The sequence below is a fragment of the Colwellia demingiae genome (genome assembly GCF_007954275.1).
Classification (GTDB): Bacteria; Pseudomonadota; Gammaproteobacteria; order Enterobacterales; family Alteromonadaceae; genus Colwellia; species Colwellia demingiae.
Map to the genome: position 1 here is coordinate 1 of NZ_VOLT01000005.1, position 17,762 is coordinate 17,762.

28 protein-coding genes are annotated in these 17,762 nt (G+C 36.4%); 27 read left to right on the forward strand and 1 reads right to left on the reverse strand.

From position 1 onward, the window contains the following. The first annotated feature begins 226 nt into the window (after positions 1–226). The 27 genes from ESZ36_RS10520 to ESZ36_RS10660 all read left to right on the forward strand — a co-directional run bounded on the left by ESZ36_RS10520 (position 227) and on the right by ESZ36_RS10660 (position 17,195). Positions 227–592: a hypothetical protein gene (locus ESZ36_RS10520; RefSeq protein WP_146787426.1), complete on the forward strand. Its 366-nt coding sequence runs from the start codon at positions 227–229 to the stop codon at positions 590–592. A gap of 145 nt (positions 593–737) precedes the next feature. After that, the gene (locus tag ESZ36_RS10525; RefSeq protein WP_146787429.1) at positions 738–977 is read left to right on the forward strand and encodes a hypothetical protein; all 240 of its coding nucleotides are present in this window, start codon (positions 738–740) and stop codon (positions 975–977) included. Beyond that, a complete protein-coding gene (locus ESZ36_RS10530; protein ID WP_146787432.1) occupies positions 970–1,194 on the forward strand; it encodes a hypothetical protein in 225 nt (74 codons plus the stop codon). Before ESZ36_RS10525 ends, ESZ36_RS10530 begins: the two co-directional genes overlap by 8 nt. A 125-nt stretch (positions 1,195–1,319) precedes the next feature. After that, on the forward strand, positions 1,320–1,895 hold the full coding sequence (locus ESZ36_RS10535; RefSeq protein ID WP_146787435.1) for a YdeI/OmpD-associated family protein: 576 nt from the start codon (positions 1,320–1,322) through the stop codon (positions 1,893–1,895). 139 nt (positions 1,896–2,034) lie between these two features. Then, a complete protein-coding gene (locus tag ESZ36_RS10540; RefSeq protein ID WP_146787438.1) occupies positions 2,035–2,439 on the forward strand; it encodes a ribonuclease E inhibitor RraB in 405 nt (134 codons plus the stop codon). A gap of 362 nt (positions 2,440–2,801) precedes the next feature. Next, a complete protein-coding gene (locus ESZ36_RS10545; RefSeq protein WP_146787441.1) occupies positions 2,802–3,065 on the forward strand; it encodes a hypothetical protein in 264 nt (87 codons plus the stop codon). Positions 3,066–3,874: 809 nt separating this feature from the next. Continuing rightward, positions 3,875–4,255, forward strand: a complete 381-nt coding sequence (locus ESZ36_RS10550) for an energy transducer TonB (protein WP_146787444.1) — start codon at positions 3,875–3,877, stop codon at positions 4,253–4,255. Between the two features lie 65 nt (positions 4,256–4,320). After that, the gene (locus ESZ36_RS10555; protein WP_146787447.1) at positions 4,321–4,554 is read left to right on the forward strand and encodes a hypothetical protein; all 234 of its coding nucleotides are present in this window, start codon (positions 4,321–4,323) and stop codon (positions 4,552–4,554) included. Positions 4,555–4,576: 22 nt separating this feature from the next. After that, positions 4,577–5,053 (forward strand): HAD family hydrolase, encoded by a 477-nt coding sequence (locus ESZ36_RS10560; RefSeq protein WP_146787450.1) that lies wholly within the window; start codon positions 4,577–4,579, stop codon positions 5,051–5,053. A 437-nt stretch (positions 5,054–5,490) separates the two neighbouring features. After that, on the forward strand, positions 5,491–5,826 hold the full coding sequence (locus tag ESZ36_RS10570; RefSeq protein WP_146787453.1) for a Rap1a/Tai family immunity protein: 336 nt from the start codon (positions 5,491–5,493) through the stop codon (positions 5,824–5,826). A gap of 9 nt (positions 5,827–5,835) precedes the next feature. After that, positions 5,836–6,240, forward strand: coding sequence for a GNAT family N-acetyltransferase (locus ESZ36_RS10575; RefSeq protein ID WP_146787456.1), 405 nt, complete (start codon positions 5,836–5,838; stop codon positions 6,238–6,240). 125 nt (positions 6,241–6,365) lie between these two features. Further along, the gene (locus ESZ36_RS10580) at positions 6,366–7,040 is read left to right on the forward strand and encodes a haloacid dehalogenase type II (RefSeq protein ID WP_146787459.1); all 675 of its coding nucleotides are present in this window, start codon (positions 6,366–6,368) and stop codon (positions 7,038–7,040) included. 205 nt (positions 7,041–7,245) lie between these two features. Further along, on the forward strand, positions 7,246–7,824 hold the full coding sequence (locus tag ESZ36_RS10585; protein ID WP_146787462.1) for a uracil-DNA glycosylase family protein: 579 nt from the start codon (positions 7,246–7,248) through the stop codon (positions 7,822–7,824). Positions 7,825–7,947: 123 nt separating this feature from the next. Then, positions 7,948–8,547, forward strand: a complete 600-nt coding sequence (locus tag ESZ36_RS10590) for a nucleotidyltransferase family protein (RefSeq protein WP_146787465.1) — start codon at positions 7,948–7,950, stop codon at positions 8,545–8,547. Positions 8,548–8,688: 141 nt separating this feature from the next. Then, positions 8,689–9,537, forward strand: a complete 849-nt coding sequence (gene folD, locus ESZ36_RS10595) for a bifunctional methylenetetrahydrofolate dehydrogenase/methenyltetrahydrofolate cyclohydrolase FolD (RefSeq protein ID WP_146787468.1) — start codon at positions 8,689–8,691, stop codon at positions 9,535–9,537. A 133-nt stretch (positions 9,538–9,670) separates the two neighbouring features. After that, positions 9,671–10,090 (forward strand): hypothetical protein, encoded by a 420-nt coding sequence (locus ESZ36_RS10600; RefSeq protein ID WP_146787471.1) that lies wholly within the window; start codon positions 9,671–9,673, stop codon positions 10,088–10,090. 127 nt (positions 10,091–10,217) lie between these two features. Continuing rightward, positions 10,218–10,613 carry an ACT domain-containing protein gene (locus tag ESZ36_RS10605; protein ID WP_146787474.1) on the forward strand — a complete coding sequence of 132 codons (396 nt, stop codon included), beginning with the start codon at positions 10,218–10,220 and terminating at the stop codon, positions 10,611–10,613. 102 nt (positions 10,614–10,715) lie between these two features. Next, positions 10,716–10,943 (forward strand): hypothetical protein, encoded by a 228-nt coding sequence (locus tag ESZ36_RS10610; protein WP_146787477.1) that lies wholly within the window; start codon positions 10,716–10,718, stop codon positions 10,941–10,943. Positions 10,944–11,012: 69 nt separating this feature from the next. Continuing rightward, a complete protein-coding gene (locus ESZ36_RS10615; RefSeq protein WP_146787480.1) occupies positions 11,013–11,408 on the forward strand; it encodes an OsmC family protein in 396 nt (131 codons plus the stop codon). 397 nt (positions 11,409–11,805) lie between these two features. Then, positions 11,806–12,711, forward strand: a complete 906-nt coding sequence (locus ESZ36_RS10625) for a DUF4350 domain-containing protein (protein ID WP_146787483.1) — start codon at positions 11,806–11,808, stop codon at positions 12,709–12,711. Positions 12,712–12,801: 90 nt separating this feature from the next. Beyond that, positions 12,802–13,458: a LysE family translocator gene (locus ESZ36_RS10630; RefSeq protein WP_146787486.1), complete on the forward strand. Its 657-nt coding sequence runs from the start codon at positions 12,802–12,804 to the stop codon at positions 13,456–13,458. Between the two features lie 62 nt (positions 13,459–13,520). Further along, a complete protein-coding gene (locus tag ESZ36_RS10635; protein ID WP_146787489.1) occupies positions 13,521–14,303 on the forward strand; it encodes a PhzF family phenazine biosynthesis protein in 783 nt (260 codons plus the stop codon). 109 nt (positions 14,304–14,412) lie between these two features. Next, entirely contained in the window at positions 14,413–14,844 is a 432-nt protein-coding gene (locus ESZ36_RS10640; protein ID WP_246129061.1) for a hypothetical protein, read from the forward strand. A 276-nt stretch (positions 14,845–15,120) separates the two neighbouring features. Then, on the forward strand, positions 15,121–15,327 hold the full coding sequence (locus ESZ36_RS10645; protein ID WP_146787492.1) for a hypothetical protein: 207 nt from the start codon (positions 15,121–15,123) through the stop codon (positions 15,325–15,327). A 245-nt stretch (positions 15,328–15,572) separates the two neighbouring features. After that, positions 15,573–16,118: a manganese efflux pump MntP gene (locus ESZ36_RS10650; RefSeq protein WP_146787495.1), complete on the forward strand. Its 546-nt coding sequence runs from the start codon at positions 15,573–15,575 to the stop codon at positions 16,116–16,118. A gap of 84 nt (positions 16,119–16,202) precedes the next feature. Further along, positions 16,203–16,787, forward strand: coding sequence for a CAP domain-containing protein (locus tag ESZ36_RS10655; protein ID WP_246129062.1), 585 nt, complete (start codon positions 16,203–16,205; stop codon positions 16,785–16,787). Positions 16,788–16,826: 39 nt separating this feature from the next. Beyond that, positions 16,827–17,195 (forward strand): VOC family protein, encoded by a 369-nt coding sequence (locus tag ESZ36_RS10660; protein ID WP_146787498.1) that lies wholly within the window; start codon positions 16,827–16,829, stop codon positions 17,193–17,195. 112 nt (positions 17,196–17,307) lie between these two features. Here ESZ36_RS10660 and ESZ36_RS10665 read toward each other — a convergent pair whose 3' ends face one another. After that, positions 17,308–17,709, reverse strand: a complete 402-nt coding sequence (locus tag ESZ36_RS10665; RefSeq protein ID WP_146787501.1) for a rhodanese-like domain-containing protein — start codon at positions 17,707–17,709, stop codon at positions 17,308–17,310. Positions 17,710–17,762 lie beyond the last annotated feature (53 nt).

The following is a 17,762-nucleotide window of genomic DNA, read 5'->3' on the forward strand; positions in this document are numbered from 1 at the left end:
TTGGCTCGAACGTCTTGTTAGAAACATTGGATGTTTGCCATTCAATATTCGTAACCAACAGAAGCATGTTCCACCTAATATAAGAGTAAGTTACTTTATTAAATAAGTGGCTTGGTCGAACTATAAGTAAATCAACAAGGACAAATAACAGTTGGAATTTGCTCCTTCGTCACTTATTTTAATCAACAATTTTTAGCCTCTTAACGAGGCGTTATGAGTAAATAAAATGAATAGAGTCATCCTTTTATTGTTAGTTACCTGCTTATTTGGCTGTAGTAAGCCACTAGATATTCAGTTAGAACCTGAAGTGCACATTTTCCTTAGTAAGGATACCAAACAGGGAATACCTATTACTCTGAATGACAAGGCGTATTTAGTTCTCAACGAATGGTTACATGAGAACAAAACTGGTTGGTATGCCACATCTGGTCGTTATCCTGGTGGTGTTTACATTAAGTCTGGTAAATTTGGTATTCAAGTTATTGAATCAAAAGTTGTTATTTACTCAACAGTAGGTAATGAACCCAAAGCCATATATATCCAAGAAATTGAAAAAGGTGAGTTAAGCGCAATATTGGCTTTTGGTAAATAAACTCATAACAAACTACTCAAACGGACACAAACAGTGGCTTTTTTTTGTGCCTTAAACATTTTAGCCAACAATAAATATCCCCTTATGTAAGCATTATAAGTCTGGTTCAAAACTGTGGTGTAATTATCACAAAGGGAGACATTAAATGGATAAATATCAAGAAATTGCAGAAATCAATAAGCTAGGAAGTTTGTCATACGCTTTGATTTCAACAGCTATGGTAATGCTCTTACTTCAGGTTGGTTTAGTTAATGTAAACTACAATATTAGTGGGGACTCAATAATGAGGTTGTATTTACCAGTGATGGTTCTTCTTGCTGGAATTTGGGTGCCAACATTGAAAGTTAGGCGTTTTATAAAACGGCACAAGGATTATCATGAGTAACTCTGAAATTACTAGTTCACAAGAAATACTTCTTCAAATTACAAAGATTGTTGAAACTGAATGTGCACAAGATGCAACCGCACTGTTAGCCGATGGTTTTGTTTTGCTTGGCGTAGGAAATAGTGTTTTTGTAGATGCAGAAAGTCGCTTTGTTTATACCCTTGGTTTTCCTAAACCAATTGAAGAGTTAAGTCACTGGGTTCGTTCTAATTTTTAGCAATGTGCATATAACAAGCAGTTAAATAAAGGACAAAATACTGTTGACTGTATTTCCTTCCCCTACATTTAACAAACAACTTTTTGCCACTTAACAAAACGTTATCCCGAAGAGAACCTAGTTTTATGCCTGAACCCAATCCAGCGAGAATCATGACCTTTGCATCGCCGACAGATCTAGGCAGGTGGCTCAAAGTAAATCACGCCATCGAAAGCGAACTGTGGGTGAAAATATTCAAGAAAAAGACTGAAATTCCGAGCGTGACTTGGGACGATGTCGTGGTTGAGATGCTGTGCTGGGGCTGGATCGATGGTATTAAGAAGTCAATCGATGACCAAGCCTATCTCCAGCGAGTGACTCCAAGAAAAGCGCGAAGTAACTGGTCGAAAAGAAACAGAGAACATGTGGAGCGTTTGATAAACGAGGGCCGGATGACAGAATCAGGACTCGTGCACGTTCGTGCTGCCAAAGCAGACGGACGGTGGGAGAATGCCTATGTGGCCAGTGAGATGAAAGTGCCAGCGGATTTCCTATTAGCATTAGAGAGCAAGCCGAAGGCCAAACAATTTTTTGCAACGCTCACTAAATCGAGTCATTATGTCATCGCATACGGATTGACAAGTGCGAAGAAAATCGAAACCAGACAGAGGCGATTTGCAAAATTCATAGACATGCTTGTCCAAAATGAAAAGCCAACTTAAGTTTCAAAAAGATAGATGTATTATCCATACAAGGCTTTAAAACGGAACAAATACTGTTGGCTACGTTTAGCTTCGCTACACAATTTTAGCCAACCATTACTTAGCCTGCTATTTAGGCATTATATTACATGGAGAGTTTATGCGTAAATTAAGCGTTTTGTTCAGCCTACTTTTAATAGGGAGTTGTGAAGCTGGAAATGACAGTGCTACAACTCAAGAATTTGACTATTCAAAAACAGATAGTGAACTAATTTCAACTATGGTAAAAATGGGTTCTGATGTTAGTAAAGAACATCAAATAACCTATCTCATTTATTGTTCAACAGAGCAACAAGTAAAGAAGATCCTTGCTGGTGCCATTCAACAAGGTTTTGAAGATGATTACGTTTCGTATTCTGATAAAGATAAAATGTGGTCTACTAGCTTAATCAAAAATTTAAAATTAAATCTTAATGAAATATCTTCCAATCGCGCTATGTTAGCTCCATTAATACCACCAAATGGTTGTAAACCTATACGTTGGGGATCAATCGTAGAAATGTAACACAACAAGCTGTTTAATCAGGACAGAATATTGTGGCTGTACTTCGTTCCTCTACATTTAGCACAATAATGAGGTCTTTCTATGTCACCACTTACTCAAGTTAATATTTTATGAATTAGGTATTTAATCTGTAGTTTTGTACTTGTTTCTACTCGTTTTTGTGGTAACTTTAGCTGCATAAAATATTTTGTATTTTTGGTTACACAGTTTTCGCCTAAAAGGATTTAGTGCGCATCGCTCAACTCCCCCTAGGTTTTATAAATTCTGTTTATGTTCTGATCATTTCAGTATTTGCCATCTACACAAAATATAACAAGTAAATCAACGGACGTTAGCTGTTTAAATAGCTTCAAGGATCTCAGATGAAATTTTTAGCATTAATGGCTCAGTCATTACTTTGGTTAACTGTTGCAGCTTCACCAACTTTAGCAGGGCTTATACTTGGTTTTATTCTTAGTATGCAAGCGGGTGATTTATATAGCCTAACAGTACCTTTATGTGGGTTTGTTGGGTTCATGATTGGCGGTCTTTGGGCTGAAAGAATTCGAAAAACAATAGGTCTATCTTCATTCTTAGGCCGGTTGATGGGGATGCGTGAATTAAGAGATAGTGATAAAAACAGATAACAAACAATTCAATGTGACACGCAACCGTTGGTTTGTTCACTCCACTCAACATTTAAGCCACTTATGTGGTGTTAGCTTTAAGAGTTCATATGAAAAGTTATCTTCTACATCAATATAGGAAATTGTTAGAGCAGGGTCTACTCTACCCAATAAGGTTGTATTTAACCTTATTGGGGGGCTACTCTTTAGCCTTTGGATGTCTAGTGCTTTAGAGTCTTTAATTGACTTAGGTGAGCTTAAAGTCCAATGGAATGCTAACTGGCTATATGAAACAGCTTTAATTCTTTGGGTCTTATATATGATATTAATTACTGTAGTAGGTAAATTCAGTACCAAGGATTAATACAGCTAACAAGGCACACAATACAGGCTATCGAAAACAGAAGAAATAGGTAAGTTGCACCAAAGTAAGTAAAACAAATATAAAAACGAGGACACGCAACCGTTGGCAGCGTTCCATTTCGCTTTAACTTTTAGCCAACGATTACTTAGTCTGCTATTTGGAGCTCATATGTACAAGGAAAGTTTAGGTTTGTTGAATTGTCTGAGTTACTTAAAACGAGATGTTAAATTTAGAGCTTTCTTAATTGCTCTAGGTTTATTGATTGGTACTCACCTTTTGATAAGTGATAACCTCAATCAATTTAGTTCTTCTAGATTCAAAGAAACGGCGATATTTATAATGATTATTCTCTGTATTTTTATTCCTTGGCATTTATTTGATAAAGAAGATTAATGGCATGCATAATATTTATTAGCCAACGACTATCAGTCACTTAAGGTGGCATTATATTTTACAAGGAAGTTATATGAAAAATTTAGTAATAGCGTTATTTTTTAGTACTATATTAATCGGTTGTCAATCCATACCAGAGCAATACCTTACACAACCAGCCATTAAAATTGAGGAACCTGAGCTATCTAAGTATTGGGTAGCTAAAGATGGTGGAATTTCCTTTAAATCACCTTCCGGTAAACTACCCAGTGAAAATGGTACAGTATTTATAAACTATCTTATTGATTCAAACGGTGAGATTTTTAATCTAAAAGTTGTCAAATCTACTCCTAGTGACGCATGGAATAAAATTGCACTTAAGGTGTTAAAACAAACAGTATATATAAATGCTGAAACCAATCTAATTAAGGCCCCAGTAATTGTTACAACGAAAGTCGTATTCGATATATATTAAAACATAATAAGGAAATTAACGTGATGCGCAGCAGTAAGCTGCGTATCATGTTTTGGAATGTAATCATGGATAGATTAATAATTTTAGCTATAGGTGCGTTGCTTGCTTCTTGCAGTGCAGGAAATTTAAATTGCTCTAACTCAGGTTGTGCCGCAATAAATGGTGCGCTAATGGTCAAGGATATTTATTCCCAAGATCCACCTAAAAAATGCAAAGACATGTCTGGCGAACAACGAAAAGAATGTGAGCAACAAGTTGAAGCAGTTAAAAATTCTATAGCTAAAGAGAATAAAGTATGACTAATGTATACATGGAGATTGTGTGATAAACGTATATCTTTTTGATTGGGGCGACACTTTAATGGTCGATTTCCCTGGTGTTACCGGCAAAATGTGCGATTGGGACATAGTTGAGGCTGTATCTGAGGCTAAAGAAACCTTAGAGGTGTTATCTGAACACTCACAAATATATATCGCTACTGGCGCTGCCGACTCAACTGAGTTAGAGATTAAAAAAGCCTTTGAGCGCGTGGGGTTAAATGAATTTATATCAGGTTATTTTTGTAAAGCTAATTTAGGCTTGTCTAAAGGAACACCTGAGTTTCTCAACTCTATCCTAGAAAAATTGAAAGTCCCTTCAGTTAATGTCGCTATGGTTGGAGATAATTTTGATAAAGATATCAAACCTGCAATCGCTGCAGGTATTCAACCTTTCTGGTTTACAGATAATGATATAGAAACTGTGCCAAATAATGTTAAAGTAATTAATCAGTTAAGTGCATTGTACTTAAACAAGTAACCTAAACAGAACTGCTAGCCGTTGGCGCTGTTCGCTTCGTTACACATTATGGCTAACAAATATCAGTCCCTTATTTGGGGATTATGGCGAGTGAATAGATTAGTGTTAAATTTTAAGCTTTCCTCAATATGGGGATTTGTCGGAATCGCGATTGGGTTATGTGCTTTTTTGTTTAATTACTACATGGTCCCAATATCATTGCCCGGATATAAAATATTAGTTTCTCCCGCTATATTCACTTTACGTTTTTTTAGTGAAGAAACTTATTTTGCTCCAAAAATGATACTTTTTCTTTCTGGTCAATTTGTAGGGTATTTTTTAATGGGTTCTATTGTTCAAATTATTAAAAAAATAGTTCTGCGTAAAAACAAGTCATAATATTTAGCCTATTAACAGAGCATTTTCTTTACCCTACCCAATCAACTATAGGAACTTTAATGCGAAAAATATTTCTTACTATTATTTCATTCACCCTTTTTATTTCTTCAGCGAGTGCCAGTTATATTGATGGTAATTTATTGAAGTCAATGTCTGTTGCTCCCGTTACTGAAAACTCCCATCTGCAATTTGTAGGCTATGTCGTCGGAGTTATTGATTCAAATGAACAAGATAACTTATGTGTAGATGTCCCACCAAATGCTTTAACTCCCGTGTTAGATACCGTTATAAATTACCTAGCTAACAACCCTGAAAAGCTAAATGCTTCTGGTAGTGATTTAGTTGTTGAGGCACTTATTAAACAGTACTCTTGCCCATTTACACCAAAAAGCTAAAAAAATAAAATGGAAATTAGTGCTATTTCTTGGGAACAAACCATCCCTCTTCGTCAGAGCGTCTTGTGGCCAAATAAACCGCCTGAATATTGCCACGTAGATGGAGATATAAAAGCATCACATTTTGGTATTTTTGTTGACGGATTACTTGTGTGTGTCGCTTCTGTTTATTTAACTTCAAACAGAGCTCGTTTACGTAAATTTGCTACAGATCCCAGATATCAAAACCAAGGAATTGGCTCCAAAATGTTGGAACATATTATTCAAACGTTAAGAAGTAGCCAAGTAGAAGTTTTCTGGTGTGATGCGAGAGAATCAGCTATACAGTTTTATGACCGCTTTGGTATGCAAGCATGTAGTGAGCGTTTCTATAAAGCAGACGTAGCATATTACAAAATGGAAGTTGCGTTATAACAAAGAAATTCAACGTGACTCGACATAGTGTTCATCCCCTTGTTAGGAGATTTTTTCCATATTAATGTATCAAGGTAAGCACTTATATTTAATAGTTTTTCTATGTAAAAAATGACGAGGTTGTAATGAAACGACATATAATATTATTTGACATAAATGAGACGGTACTTAATCTCAGTGCATTGAAACCCAAGTTCAAAGTAACTTTTGGTGACGAAAGCGTGATGGCAACCTGGTTTTCTATGCTTTTGCACTCATCTACGGTTTGTATCATGACAAATGTAAAGACTGACTTTGCTACCTTAGCGGGTACTATGCTTGAATCGATTGCTGCTCGCTTGGGTGTAGAACTGTCTCAGACAGCGCGTGATGATATTCTTAGTGGTTTTGCTAACCTTCCCCCCCACAATGATATTAAACCAGCGTTAGCTCAGTTAAAATCTGCCGGTTTTCGCACAGTAGCTTTTTCAAATTCATCGCTCAATCTGATATCAACTCAAATTACCAATGCAGGCTTAATGGAATACTTTGACGATATAATTTCAGTTGAAGAAACGGGAAGCTTTAAGCCTGATGCTACTGTCTATAAATTCGCAGCTAAAAAATTGAAGCAACCACTGGAGTCTTTGAGGCTGGTAGCTACTCACGATTGGGACACCCATGGTGCTTTATCCGTAGGAATGAGAGCAGCTTACATTAATCGTTCAGGAGCTATTTATCATCCGCTGTACCGCCGACCTGATATTTGTGCAACAACAATGGAAGATATCGTGAAACTAATTATCGAAAAAGATGATTAAAATAAAATATCAAAAGCACTTAACACGAAACCAACCCCTTGGTTATTTATAAGACGTTAAATGCTAAAACATAAATATGAATTAATAGGTAGATTTTGGAGCAAATCTAGCAAATAACTCAAATAGGACTAGATAACGCGTGTTGTGCACTCAGCTCAAATTTAGCCCTCAATATTTAGCCTCTTGAGGAGGCCTTGGGATACAAATGTCAGAGTTTTCATCTCTACTCAACGAAGTAAGACGCTGCACCATTTGTGCATCTCAATTATCACACGGGGTACGACCTGTTCTACAGGTGCATCCGAAGGCAAAGATTTTGATTGCTGGTCAAGCTCCAGGTCTGAAGGTTCATACTTCAGGCGTGCCTTTTGATGATGCAAGCGGTAAACGTTTACGTGAGTGGTTGGGAGTAACGCGAGAAGAGTTTTATGATCCAGAAAAGGTGGCAATTTTACCTATGGGTTTTTGCTTTCCTGGATCAGGGAAAACAGGAGATCTTGCGCCACGAAAAGAGTGCGCGCCAGCTTGGAGAGAGAAAATTCTTGCTCACCTTACGCAAATAGAGGTCACTATTGTGCTTGGCAGTTATGCGCAAAAATACCACATGGGCGTAAAGAACGCTTCAGTCACTGATTTGGTTAAATCGTGGGAAACATATTGGCCAAATATTATTCCTCTTCCTCACCCTAGTCCTAGGAATAATATTTGGCTTAAGAAGAATCCATGGTTTGAGATAGAATTACTGCCATTGCTTAGAGGACGTGTTCGAAAATCACTAAAATAGCTTCTAATAACAGCTACTTTAAACGAGACAAAACAGTGATTTTGTTCCGTATCATAGCGTTTTAACTACCAATTATTAGCCTCTTAATGAGGTGTGTTCAACTTAAAATAGACTTACCTTTACATGAAAAATAAATTATTAAATGGCCAACACTTGTCCCTCAATGAACAAGTGACTTTATTGTCTGAATTCGTCATGACAATTGATGGAATGCCCCAAATATTAGAGAAAATAAGTCACCTTCCCAACGCATGGGTTGGTGCAGGCATTATATTTCAAAATGTATGGAACGTAATTCATGGATATGATTTTAATACGTTTATAAAGGATATTGATGTTCTATATTGGGACGAGGATGATTTAAGTTGGCAGTCAGAAAACAGTTATATTCAGGCGTTAACTGAATCTCTCTCTGATATGGAAATCCCATTCGATGTCAAAAATATTGCGAGGGTACATTTATGGTATGAAGAACGCTTTGGTATACCGAAAGCTCAATATAATAGCGTTCAAGAATCAATATCTACCTGGCCTGTTATTGGTGCGTGTATGGCAATGCGGATGAACAAAGGCCGATTAGAGTTTATAGCTCCTTTTGGATTCCAAGATATGTTTTCCCTTAGGGTGAGACCAAATAAAGTTTTGGTAAACCAAACCATTTATGAGGGCAAAGCGATAAAATGGAAAGAACAGTGGCCTAAACTATTAGTAGAAAACTGGTAATATTTCATAACAAGTTGTTAAATAAGGATAAAATATATTTGGCTTTTGCTTCTGTGTCGCTTATTCTAGTTACCTGAATTTTGCCCAATATTTGGGTGTTATTTTTTAAACAAATAAACGTAGTAGTTAAGGATTGTATATATGTCAGCATTGATTCTAGATGGGAAAAGCGTTACTAAAAAGTCTGAAGAAGATTTGCGCTCAAGAGTTGCACGCCTTAAGAAACTGAGTAATGGTGCCGTTCCTATATTAGCCACAATTCTAGTGGGAAATGACCCTTCATCGGCAACCTATGTAAAAATGAAGTCGAATGCTTGTACCCGAGTTGGTATGGACTCATTGAAAATTGAAATGTCTGAAGAGACAACCACAGAAGAGTTACTGGCTGAAATTGCAAAACTTAATGCCAATCCAAATATTCATGGCATTCTTTTACAGCACCCTGTACCACCACAAATTAATGAAAGACAGTGCTTTGATTCCATAGATTTATCTAAAGATGTTGACGGGGTAACTTGTTGGGGTTTCGGTCGAATGGCAATGAATGAAACCTCTTATGGCAGCGCTACGCCAAAAGGAATAATTCGAATTTTAGAGGCATATGATATCCCGCTAGAAGGGAAACATGCTGTTGTGGTTGGTAGAAGTCCTATTCTTGGTAAACCAATGGCAATGATGCTGCTTAATAAAAACTGCACGGTTACTATTTGTCATTCAAAAACAGTTGGTCTTGATAAAATCATCAAGAATGCAGATATCATTGTAGGCGCGGTAGGTAAGCCAGAATTCATAAAAGCGGCTTGGATCAAAGATGATGCCGTAGTGATAGATGCTGGCTATCACGAAGGTGGTGTCGGAGATATTGAGTTAGAACCTCTTATGAATCGAGTTAAAGCATATACGCCTGTACCTGGAGGCGTAGGGCCAATGACCATAAACACCTTGATCTATCAGACTGTTGAAGCATGTGAATTAAAATTAGAAAAATAGCGTATCCCCATCGATGACTAATAATTCATTGAAAGGACAAAAATAGTTAGTTTTTGTCCTTAGTCATCGATGCTTAACTAGCTATTCTGTCCGCTTAGATGAGCGTTAGGTAACACGGAGGTTTTATCAAAATATGAATGTCTTTTTAATTATTGCTGGTACCTTAAATGCAATAATCGCCATTATTCATATTGGTTGTATTTACTTTGGTGCTCCTTGGTACCGATTCTTCGGCGCTGGAGAGAAAATGGCCGTGCTTGCTGAGCGAGGTAGTATTCAACCCACCTTAATCACCAGTGGTATTGTGCTTGTTCTCTCCCTTTGGTCTCTTTATGCCTTTTCTGCGGCAGGTGTTACTTTTCGCTTACCTTTAATCCGTTTAGCCCTTATTCTGATTACACTAATTTATTTCGTTCGCGGTATTGCTGGTTTCTTTTTTGTTAGTGCTCCAATGGGACGTTCTCCTGAGTTTTGGGTGTGGAGTTCATTGATTTGTTTATGTTTTGGTATTATTCACCTCATCGGCTTAAAACAGCAGTGGGCAAGTCTATAAACAAAGTGAAATCAAGCAATCAAAAAAATAAAAAAATACAAAAATACAGTTATTTGTATTCGTTCCTCAAATTTTGGTCAACAATATTTAAGCCTTTATTAGGGCTTTAACAACAAAGGATAATTAAATGGTTGGGGAAACTAATTTAAATAAGCTGCTAGCATCTATGTCACCTAGTTTGATACCTGGTGAGTACGTATTTTGTTCAGTTGAAGGTGATTACCTTGATTTTAATGCGTTATCGCCATTAGCTTCTTTTCGAGAATCAGAAGGGTTAACTTTAGTAATATCTAAAGAAATGGCTATGGCTAATCAACTTCCATTTGAATCTGTATTTAGAGGGATAACCTTAACCGTACATTCGAGTCTTGATGCGGTAGGTCTAACGGCTGCAGTTTCGGGTAAGTTGGCAGCAAATAATATTAGCGCTAATGTAATAGCCGCTTATTATCACGACCATATATTTGTTCAAACGGATAAGGCTGAGTTAGCAATGAAAGTCTTAAATGAATTTTGTAGCTAACAGGTAAACCAAATAGACAGTGACAGTTGGCTTCGTTCTTTCTTCACTCTTTTAGTCAATTATTATCAGTTGCTTAATAAAGCTAAGTTTATCCGAGGTTTTGTGAATAATTTTACTATCAGTCGTATCAATACAAGCTTAGGTATTTTCCGCATTGCCGGTTTTTGGTGTAATGAAAATGAGAACGCTTGTAAAATAGATATAACCTCAATTGAGATTATGGGCACAGATGGCTGGGTTTTACTAAATCACGCTAGTGATGATGTTATTAGTTTAATTGCAGAGTTGACCCCTACCCTTTCCGCTCACTTACTCGTTAAGAGTACGTAAAAAAAGATGTAATTCATTATGATACTCGACAACTGCAGTGTTCATGCTTCGTTATTTTAAAGGAAAAATATGACTATTAATGTTACTTGGCAAGGAGATTGCCGCTTCAATATTGTTACAGAAGATGGGTTTGAGGTTTTCATTGATGCTGATAGTAAATCAGCACCTTGCCCGACGGAAATATTATTATCTGCATTAGGCTCGTGTAGTGCGACCGATGTGGCGCTTTACTTCAAAGATAATGCTATTGAACTTAAAGCGCTTAATAACCGTTTAACGTATCAACTGACAGAGAGTGAACCTAGATTATATAAATCGGTCAATTTACATTTTTCGATTGAAGCTAAGGTTACTGAATCTCAAGTTAACATAGCAATAGAAGAAGCCATCAATAAATATTGTCATGTTTGTTTAATGTTACAACCAACAATTGATATTACTTATTCGATTGAAATCATTAATTAATAAATTTACATTTAACAAAGTCATCAACACGATTATCACATTAGGCATTTATTGTAATAATTGCGTATATACCCATGATACTTCAAGATGCGAGTTTCAAGATGACTGTGCGATTTATGATCGAGGCGCCTCTTTTTATTAAGGGTTGTTCCCTTAAAAAGAGAGGCAACGAAGAGCATTATTCGCTCAGACATCCCCGTAGGGCTGGTTTAGAAGCGCTTTATGCTACGTTATTAATTTCGATAAAGGAACAACCATTACCTTCAATCAATACCTTGCCTAAATACGCTTCTAATTCCAGCTGAATCCTGTATCTTGAGGTAACATGGGTATAAGAGAATAAAAAGGACATATATTCTTCTATGGTCAACTTTACTTTCAGAATAAGGATACTCTTGTGGTTAAATTAATATCTAGCTTTATGATATTTATGTCATTATCTATTCATGCGCAACAACTCGGTGATAGCAATTTTAAAGCTAAAAACACCATTAAGACATTTTCACCCGCAGAATCCCCTGTAGTACTCTTAGATGAAGCCCATCATAACTTTCATACGATGGATGGCAGGTATCGACCATTTGTTGATATATTGCAAAGTGATGGTTATTTAGTTAAAAAACACAAAGAGATCTTCACCAAAAAATCATTAGCCCATGCTGACATCTTAATAATATCTAATGCATTGAGCGTAAAAAACGTAGAAAAATGGAGTTTACCTAATTACTCTGCATTTTCAAGAAACGAAATTGAGGCTGTTTATCAATGGGTAAAAAACGGCGGCTCACTCTTTCTAATTGCTGACCATATGCCATTCCCTAAAGCTGCAGAGGATATGGCTGCTATCTTTGGCTTTCAATTTAATAATGGCTATGTCGAAGACTTAACTAACAAAGCACAGCTATTTGAAAAAGATAAAGGTACTTTACTTGCCCATCCTATTTTGAAAGGTACTGGTCTAAAAGAAGAGATTAAATCGGTAAAAGCATTTACTGGGCAAGCTTTTCTGTCTCCGCCAAACGCTAAACCTTTACTTGTTTTTGGTGATTCTGCAATTTCATATATGCCGACAAAGTCATGGGAGTTTCCTGACGATACACCTGAAATATCAGTTAAGGGTTGGAATCAAGGTGCTACATTGGAGTTTGATAAAGGCAGAATTGTAGTGTTCGGTGAAGCTGCAATGTTTACTGCGCAAGTCAGTGGGAAAGCAAAAAGAAAGATGGGCGTTATTGCTAAAGGTGCTGAACAAAATGAACAGTTTTTATTAAATATTATGCTTTGGTTATCAAGAGAAATTTAGCTGATAATATTTATCCCAACAATAACAATAACGGCGTTATTATTTATTCAACATTAGCGCTCATTTCTACGATTAATAAAGGTATTTTATATGGATATAAGTTTATTTGGTATTTTCGTAACGGTTGCCATAGCGCATTTTCTTGCCTTATTAAGCCCTGGACCAGATTTCGTGCTTGTTGTAAAAAGCGCAATCAGAAACGAAGGTAAAAACGCCATTGGTGTTGCGCTGGGTATAGCATCTGCCAACGCATTATATATTGGCTTGTGTTTAATTGGTGTCGGTTCTATTTTAGCAGCTTCAGTAACGATAATGGTTGTACTAAAAATTATTGGAGGACTGTTTCTAATTTATCTTGCGGTGCAAGCTTTACGTGCTAGTAAAAGTTCATACAACAATTTTGAGTTGGCTGAGTCGACTAACGATACTTCCAATAAATCAACTTTTTTAAAGGAATTCATTACTGGATTTATGTCTGGAATATTAAATCCAAAGAATTTATTATTTTACCTGAGTCTATTTACAGTCGTTCTCACACCTGACGTAGGTTTTGCTTTTAAGTTGGGATTAGGTATCTGGATGACCGTGGTTGTCTTTTTATGGGACTTAGCCATTATTTATCTTCTTTCAACTAGTACAATACGACGTAAGTTTACCAAAGCCGCCTATTACATTGATAAGGTTACCGGTGCATTATTAGGACTTATTGGTTTGGCTATTGTAAAGTCAGCATTAGTGAAACAGTAAAAAATGCAGATAATCAAGAAAGATTCAAAACAGTGTTATCAAAAATTATCCATTGGAGTTTCATGAAAATAAAAATATATCAAGTTGATGCCTTTGCATCACACGTGTTTGAAGGGAACCCTGCCGCAGTATGTCCATTAGATGAATGGTTAAATGATGACATTCTTCAAAAAATAGCAGAAGAAAACAATCTATCTGAAACCGCTTTTTTTGTGTCATCTGCACAAGCAATTGAACTTCGTTGGTTTACACCAAGAGGTGAAGTAGATCTGTGCGGCCATGCCACTTTAGCCACTGCTCACGTACTATATGAGCACTTAGGTTTTAAGTCACCAAGAGTAAAATTTCAAACGAAGAGCGGTGAATTAGTTGTCACAAAAAATGATTCAGGTTTTAGTATGGACTTTCCTGCTTCTCATCCAACAATTATTGACGCCCCCATTAACTTATTGGAAGGTTTAGGTAATGTTTCACCTAAACAAGTTTTGGCCTCTTTCGACTATATAATTGTTTTAAATAGTGAGGAGGAAGTTAAAAACCTTAATCCTGATTTGTCTAAATGGTTAGCACTTGATCTTCGAGGTGTAGTTGTTACCGCTGTTGGAACCGATGTTGATTTTGTTAGTCGGTGCTTTTTTCCTAAACTAGGTGTAGATGAAGATCCTATCACCGGCTCTGCTCATTGTGAGTTAGCACCTTATTGGAGTTCCAACTTGAAACTATCGTTGTTAACAGGTCGCCAAATTTCAAATCGAAGTGGAATAGTTCATTGTGAATACAAAGGTGAACGCGTTATTTTGACAGGAAATGCGGTAGATTATATGTCTGGTGAAATAAATATTTAAACTTACTACGGGCATTAGGCAAACCATACAACTTATAAAGAAGGACAGATAACAGTTGGAGTTTGTTCCTTTATTACTTGTTATTAAGGCGTTAACAGTGAGGTGAACTATGGAAGATAAAATTGATAACAGAATTAATTTATACCAGAGAACAGTAATATTCAGCCTATTGTTTACGCTAATGGGTTTTTCATACAATGTCTGGCGTATGGAAGTTTCTGAAAATAATAATAATATTCGAACAGCTAGTTTTGAGATGTTGATAAATCTATCGTCATTAGAACAGTTAGTTTATTCGGCTTATTATGATGATGACTTAAAGGAAGGTAATCCTAGAAAAGGATGGGTTATTGTCGGGCTAATAGATGATTTGAGCGTCCTTACCGATGACGAAGTTAAAGCAAAAACCACTGCGCTAAAGGATGTTTGGTCCGTTAATTGGGAAACAATTTCTACTAGCCAGCAAACAGTAGATAAAGTTGTAGGGTCTCTTGATTCAGTCAGAGAAGAGATAAAGATCCTATTAAACTCGCTTGATTAATGATTACCAAGTTATCAGTAACAAGGCAATTAACTCAGATAAATCAGCTTGGCTAATCGTGTGCACCTAAAATAATAGTCAACGATATTGAGCCTGTTAACAGGCCTTTAATTGGCGATACTTCTTCGGCTATTCCCCTATAAATTTACTTCGGGTAACTTTTTAATGACATATCTTATTTTTTGTCTTAACCTTTTTGTAGGGTTATTGACTTGATTGTTTAGTCGCTTATTAACTTGTTACCCTACTCAACTCTATTATAAATATGGGAATATCATGGAAGTTAAAATATTCACTAAAATTTTACGACCAAAAATAGGCTTTCTACCAAAATCAGATACTGCAACAGATCACGGTTTAGAGGGTGAAATTAATCTTTGGTTAGCAACACAACCTAATATTAAAATCGAAAATATCACCCAATCTCAAAGTGGTGGTTCCTTTCAACCATCAACAATTGTGGTAAGTATTTGGTTTAGGTAAGATAATACTTATAAAAACAATCGTTAGTTGAAACTAGATACTAATTTTCTGCGGATAATACAAGCCTAGTGCGATTGAAGAAAACTCATCAGCGGGTGCTTGAGAAACTAGCCTTACTCATGACAAATGACTGATAAATATTTTCGAGATGATATTTTTTAATAAGTGTTTAGTTTACTGTCAAAGAGCAGCCCTTCAATAAGTTAATTACTGCTTTTATTTTTATAATTTAGGACGTTTTTCACATGATAGAAGTCATTATTCTTGCTATTGCGTTAAGCATGGATGCCTTTGCCGTTTCTATTGGTTTAGGGGCAACCAAGCAACACAGTAAAATTGCGCCACTAGGCATAATTGTTGCGCTATATTTTGGGTTCTTTCAAGGAGTAATGCCAATCATTGGTTACCTTGGTGGCAAAGGAGTTTTAAGTTGGGCTGAATCTTATACGCCGTGGATTGCTTTTTTGTTGCTCTTCCTCATTGGCGTCAAAATGATTTTTGATTCATTTTCTGAAGGAATAGAAGAGGATATCAGTAAGATTACCCATCGTGTGTTATTAATCTTAGCCATTGCCACCAGTATTGATGCTATGGCAGCAGGGTTCAGCCTAATGCTTTTACCAGTAAACCCGTTCATCGCTTGTTTTATTATTGCTATCATTACGTTTATTTTTAGTTGGCTAGGCGTTTTAGTGGGTACTAAAGGTGGGACGTGGTTAGAAAGTAAGGCTGAATTTGTGGGCGGTATCACTTTGATAGCAATGGCAATAAAAATTATCATTACGTCATAACAATTAAAAATGTATAGTTTACCCTCTCCTCATACCTACCAGAAACAGAAAATAAAACAGTTACCAAAATGACAAGGAGGTTTTATGTCAATACTTATACTTCGTTCGATTATTATCTATTTGCTACTAATTACTTATGTAAACGCAAATGATCATTGTGGCAATAATGAGCAGGCGAGATTACTAGCACAATTAATCATCAAAGATGGGAAGCAAAACAGGTCTACAATTCGATGCAACAAATTGCTCACTGAAGTAGCCTTGAGCAAAGCAAAAAAGATGTTAGAGTTTGGTTTAATTGCACATACCCTTGATGGTAGTCCAAATGACCGATTACGTGCAGCAAATTATCAATTACCTAAATATTACGGTAATGACTTTAATAGTAATCAAGTTGAAGCTATCGCTGGGGGTTACAAGGATGCAGAAGAGGTGTGGAGCGCTTTTAAACGTTCAGAAGCCCATAGGACTCATTTACTAGCTGAACATGAGTTTTACCTTGAACAAGATGAAATAGGTGTAGCGCTAATTAAAGAGTGGAATTCGCCTCACGTAGAATATTGGGTGATTTATCTCGCTAAGGGATTGCAACAAGACCAATCAAAAACTAAACACCTTGATGATATACCAAATAAAAGTCTGTTTATTATGCAAGCCCCTAAAGAATAAACATTGAGCTATAGTATGTACAAATAGGAGGGTTTATTTATGACACCCAGTGAAGTGATTAATTATGTAGAGTTGCCCGCAAAAAATATTCCTGCAACCAAAGCTTTTTTTGAACGTGCCTTCGCTTGGTCATTTATTGATTATGGCGAAGAATATACAGCCTTTAGCAATTCAGGCATCGAAGGCGGTTTCTTTTTATCTGAACTGGTTTCAAGTACCATTAATGGCGCTTGTTTATTGGTTTTACTCAGTGACGATTTAGAGGCTACCGAACGGCGCGTTAAAAGCGCAGGTGGTATTATTAGCCAAGCTATTTTTTCTTTCCCAGGCGGAAGACGTTTTCATTTTACTGAGCCTAGTGGCAACGAATTAGCTGTTTGGTCACCGGTGAAAGCTTATATTGCATAACATTAGCAGATAAGTTTAGTCTTTAATTAAAACAAAAAACCACTTTTTTTATTAAAAATAGTTAATAAAGAAAGTGGTTTTTTATTTGTTTCAACGATGAATAGTTCAGTGTTTATTTACCTGTTTTAGTCGGTAAATTGTTACTGCTCCATTCATTAAAGTCACCTGATAAATGGTCTAATTCATTGAAACCATTTTTTACCAATACTTCTCTAGCAACTTCTGCTCTTCTACCTGAACGACAATAGATAACGACTTGTGTGTTCTTAGCGCCAGTCAATTCAGCTAATCGAGCCTCGAGTTCTTTATGCGGAATATTCACTGCATTAGGGATGTGACCTTCTTCGAATTCTTCCACTGTTCTGACATCGAGCACGACAACCTGTTTGTCATTTTTCATAATCTGTTGCAATTGGGTCTGACTAATATCTTTAGCAGAAACTTGCCATGTAGTGGCTAACGTTAGCGCAAGAACGATTGTAGAGGCCATTTTTTTAGCGAATGTATATTTCATGGGTAGTATTCCTTATTTTAAATTTATCAATGTTAAATACTATACCCATGTTA

What these genes read in the sequence shown, in the direction of transcription:
- ESZ36_RS10520 (WP_146787426.1), top strand. Translation starts at nt 227, where the DNA reads ATGAATAGAGTCATCCTTTTATTGTTAGTTACCTGCTTATTTGGCTGT.
- ESZ36_RS10525 (WP_146787429.1), top strand. Translation starts at nt 738, where the DNA reads ATGGATAAATATCAAGAAATTGCAGAAATCAATAAGCTAGGAAGTTTG.
- ESZ36_RS10530 (WP_146787432.1), top strand. Translation starts at nt 970, where the DNA reads ATGAGTAACTCTGAAATTACTAGTTCACAAGAAATACTTCTTCAAATT.
- ESZ36_RS10535 (WP_146787435.1), top strand. Translation starts at nt 1,320, where the DNA reads ATGCCTGAACCCAATCCAGCGAGAATCATGACCTTTGCATCGCCGACA.
- ESZ36_RS10540 (WP_146787438.1), top strand. Translation starts at nt 2,035, where the DNA reads ATGCGTAAATTAAGCGTTTTGTTCAGCCTACTTTTAATAGGGAGTTGT.
- ESZ36_RS10545 (WP_146787441.1), top strand. Translation starts at nt 2,802, where the DNA reads ATGAAATTTTTAGCATTAATGGCTCAGTCATTACTTTGGTTAACTGTT.
- ESZ36_RS10550 (WP_146787444.1), top strand. Translation starts at nt 3,875, where the DNA reads ATGAAAAATTTAGTAATAGCGTTATTTTTTAGTACTATATTAATCGGT.
- ESZ36_RS10555 (WP_146787447.1), top strand. Translation starts at nt 4,321, where the DNA reads ATGGATAGATTAATAATTTTAGCTATAGGTGCGTTGCTTGCTTCTTGC.
- ESZ36_RS10570 (WP_146787453.1), top strand. Translation starts at nt 5,491, where the DNA reads ATGCGAAAAATATTTCTTACTATTATTTCATTCACCCTTTTTATTTCT.
- ESZ36_RS10575 (WP_146787456.1), top strand. Translation starts at nt 5,836, where the DNA reads ATGGAAATTAGTGCTATTTCTTGGGAACAAACCATCCCTCTTCGTCAG.
- ESZ36_RS10580 (WP_146787459.1), top strand. Translation starts at nt 6,366, where the DNA reads ATGAAACGACATATAATATTATTTGACATAAATGAGACGGTACTTAAT.
- ESZ36_RS10585 (WP_146787462.1), top strand. Translation starts at nt 7,246, where the DNA reads ATGTCAGAGTTTTCATCTCTACTCAACGAAGTAAGACGCTGCACCATT.
- ESZ36_RS10590 (WP_146787465.1), top strand. Translation starts at nt 7,948, where the DNA reads ATGAAAAATAAATTATTAAATGGCCAACACTTGTCCCTCAATGAACAA.
- folD (WP_146787468.1), top strand. Translation starts at nt 8,689, where the DNA reads ATGTCAGCATTGATTCTAGATGGGAAAAGCGTTACTAAAAAGTCTGAA.
- ESZ36_RS10600 (WP_146787471.1), top strand. Translation starts at nt 9,671, where the DNA reads ATGAATGTCTTTTTAATTATTGCTGGTACCTTAAATGCAATAATCGCC.
- ESZ36_RS10605 (WP_146787474.1), top strand. Translation starts at nt 10,218, where the DNA reads ATGGTTGGGGAAACTAATTTAAATAAGCTGCTAGCATCTATGTCACCT.
- ESZ36_RS10615 (WP_146787480.1), top strand. Translation starts at nt 11,013, where the DNA reads ATGACTATTAATGTTACTTGGCAAGGAGATTGCCGCTTCAATATTGTT.
- ESZ36_RS10630 (WP_146787486.1), top strand. Translation starts at nt 12,802, where the DNA reads ATGGATATAAGTTTATTTGGTATTTTCGTAACGGTTGCCATAGCGCAT.
- ESZ36_RS10635 (WP_146787489.1), top strand. Translation starts at nt 13,521, where the DNA reads ATGAAAATAAAAATATATCAAGTTGATGCCTTTGCATCACACGTGTTT.
- ESZ36_RS10640 (WP_246129061.1), top strand. Translation starts at nt 14,413, where the DNA reads ATGGAAGATAAAATTGATAACAGAATTAATTTATACCAGAGAACAGTA.
- ESZ36_RS10645 (WP_146787492.1), top strand. Translation starts at nt 15,121, where the DNA reads ATGGAAGTTAAAATATTCACTAAAATTTTACGACCAAAAATAGGCTTT.
- ESZ36_RS10650 (WP_146787495.1), top strand. Translation starts at nt 15,573, where the DNA reads ATGATAGAAGTCATTATTCTTGCTATTGCGTTAAGCATGGATGCCTTT.
- ESZ36_RS10655 (WP_246129062.1), top strand. Translation starts at nt 16,203, where the DNA reads ATGTCAATACTTATACTTCGTTCGATTATTATCTATTTGCTACTAATT.
- ESZ36_RS10660 (WP_146787498.1), top strand. Translation starts at nt 16,827, where the DNA reads ATGACACCCAGTGAAGTGATTAATTATGTAGAGTTGCCCGCAAAAAAT.
- ESZ36_RS10665 (WP_146787501.1), bottom strand. Translation starts at nt 17,709, where the DNA reads ATGAAATATACATTCGCTAAAAAAATGGCCTCTACAATCGTTCTTGCG.